The organism is Gemmatimonadota bacterium, assembly GCA_009838845.1.
Classification (GTDB): domain Bacteria; phylum Latescibacterota; class UBA2968; order UBA2968; family UBA2968; genus VXRD01.
This window is the reverse complement of record VXRD01000172.1, coordinates 1-2,268: the sequence shown is the minus strand read 5'-3', so window position 1 is coordinate 2,268 and position 2,268 is coordinate 1. Positions and strand designations below refer to the sequence as shown.

At 49.3% G+C, this 2,268-nt stretch carries 1 protein-coding gene and 1 pseudogene (1 of these 2 only partly in view); both read left to right on the top strand.

Translation table 11 applies throughout. From position 1 onward, the window contains the following. A pseudogene (locus F4Y39_24860) lies at positions 1-701 on the top strand (hypothetical protein) (it extends 1,726 nt beyond the left edge of the window). Beyond that, a complete protein-coding gene (locus F4Y39_24855; GenBank protein ID MYC16965.1) occupies positions 701-2,242 on the top strand; it encodes a leucine-rich repeat domain-containing protein in 1,542 nt (513 codons plus the stop codon). Before F4Y39_24860 ends, F4Y39_24855 begins: the two are co-directional and overlap by 1 nt. The last annotated feature ends 26 nt before the right edge of the window (positions 2,243-2,268 follow it).

Here is a 2,268-nt window from a genome sequence, read left to right as displayed (position 1 = left end):
ACAACAGCATCTCGGACGTCACGCCCCTATCAGGCTTGACCAATCTGCTACAGTTGTTTCTGCGCGGCAACAACATTTCGGATATATCTGCCCTGTCAGGCTTGACCAGTCTGATAACGCTGGATCTTCGTACCAACAGCATCTCGGATATTACGCCCCTATCGGGTTTGATCCGTATGAGAACGCTGTATCTTGAGAACAACAGCATCTCTAACATCACACCTCTGTCAGGCTTGGCCCGTCTGACAAGGCTGGATCTTGACATCAACAACATTTCGGATGTGTCTGCCCTGTCAGGCCTGACCAATCTGAAGGGATTGGGGCTTTCCGACAACAACATCTCGGATGTATCCGCCCTGTCAGGCCTGACCAATCTGGAGGGATTAGGGCTTTCCGACAACAACATCTCGGATGTGTCCGCCCTGTCAGGCTTGACCAGTCTGATAGGGCTGTATCTTCTCAACAACAGCATCTTGGATCTTTCGCCTCTGGTCGCAAATACGGGATTGGGTACTGGAGATGTGGTTGATATACGGAATAATCCGTTGAGTGATACATCAATCAATACGCATATCCCAGCCCTTCAGAGCAGAAGAGTTGAGGTGCGCTTTGGCGCGTTGAAGCCCGCGGTGGAGAAGAGCGAGCAAGACATTTTCCGTGAGATGATGGAATTGTTTGAGAGTGATGAAAGGAGAAATTGATGCGTAAACAGATTCTGTTTATCTTATCGACATTCGCGCTTTTAATGTATCCGCTGTCTCTTTCGGCACAGGATAGTACGGCGGGCGATCAAGCCCTTGCTCCGGACTTTGATGGCAATGGTACTGTTGATTTTGCCGACTTTTTGGCATTTGCAGGTCAGTTTGGGTCGCGTCAGGGGGATGGGCGTTATGATGCCAGATACGATCTGGATGGCGATGGCGAAATTGGATTTTCCGATTTTCTAATTTTTAGCAGTAGTTTTGGCAAAAGCGATGATGAGGTGGCGCTTGTTGCCATTCCGGATGCGAATCTGCGCGCTGTTATTGAGGATAGTCTCAGCAAGGCGAGTGGTGCGCCGATCACGCGGGATGAGATGGCGACTTTGACGCGCCTTAGGGCACGGAACGCGAATATCAGGGATTTGACCGGGCTTGAGTTTGCCACCCGTCTGATATTGCTGGATTTTGGTGATGAGATAGTGGAAGGACGTTATGCCAACAGCAACAGCATCTCTGATCTTTCGCCCTTATCAGACTTAACCAACCTGATATATCTGAATCTTTCCGGCAACAGAATCTCGGACCTCACGCCTTTATCGGGTATGACCAATCTGACATATCTGAATCTTTCCCGCAACAGGCTTATGGACCTTACGCCCCTATCTGGTTTGACCAGTCTGAAATGGCTGTTTCTTACCGACAACAACATCCTGGATATCACGCCTTTATCGGGTATGACCAATCTGGGATTGCTGTTGCTTTACAACAACAGTATCTCGGATGTTACGCCTCTATCGGACATGACCAGTCTGGAGAGGCTGTATCTTCACAACAATAGTATCTCGGATGTTACGCCTCTATCGGGCTTGACCAGTCTGGAGAGGCTGTATCTTCACAACAACAGTATCTCGAATGTTACGCCTCTATCGGGCTTGACCAACCTGGAGAGGCTGTATCTTTACAGCAACAGGATCTCGGATATCACGCCCCTATCGGGTTTGACCAACCTGACATATCTGCGGCTTAACTATAACTACATCACAGACCTCACGCCTTTATCGGGTTTGACCAACCTGACATATCTGCGGCTTTCCTTCAACCCAAACATCTCGGACGCCACGCCCTTATCGGGCTTGACCAACCTGACAGCACTGTATCTTACTCGCACCAGTATCTCAGACGCTGCGTTCCTATCGGGTTTAACCAATCTGATAACACTGTCTCTTGCCCGCACCAGCATTTCGGATCTTAAATCCTTATCTGGCTTGACTAATCTGACAAATCTGGCTGTTTATCGCAACAGTAGTATCACGGACCTCACGCCCTTATCGGGTTTGACCCGTCTGAATACGCTGGTTCTTTACGCCAATAGCATCTCGGACCTTTCGCCTCTTGTGGCAAATACGGGATTGGACACTGGAGATTTGGTTGATCTGAGGGGTAATCCGTTGAGTACCATATCATACAGGACGCATATCCCAGCCCTTCAGGACAGAGGGGTTGTTGTGCGTTCTGGCAGCACCTGGAGGCCGGACAACTGATGTGTAAACGGATTCTGTATGAAAAA

Coding starts and splice junctions, on each gene's coding strand:
- F4Y39_24855 (MYC16965.1), top strand. CDS start 701: ATGCGTAAACAGATTCTGTTTATCTTATCGACATTCGCGCTTTTAATG.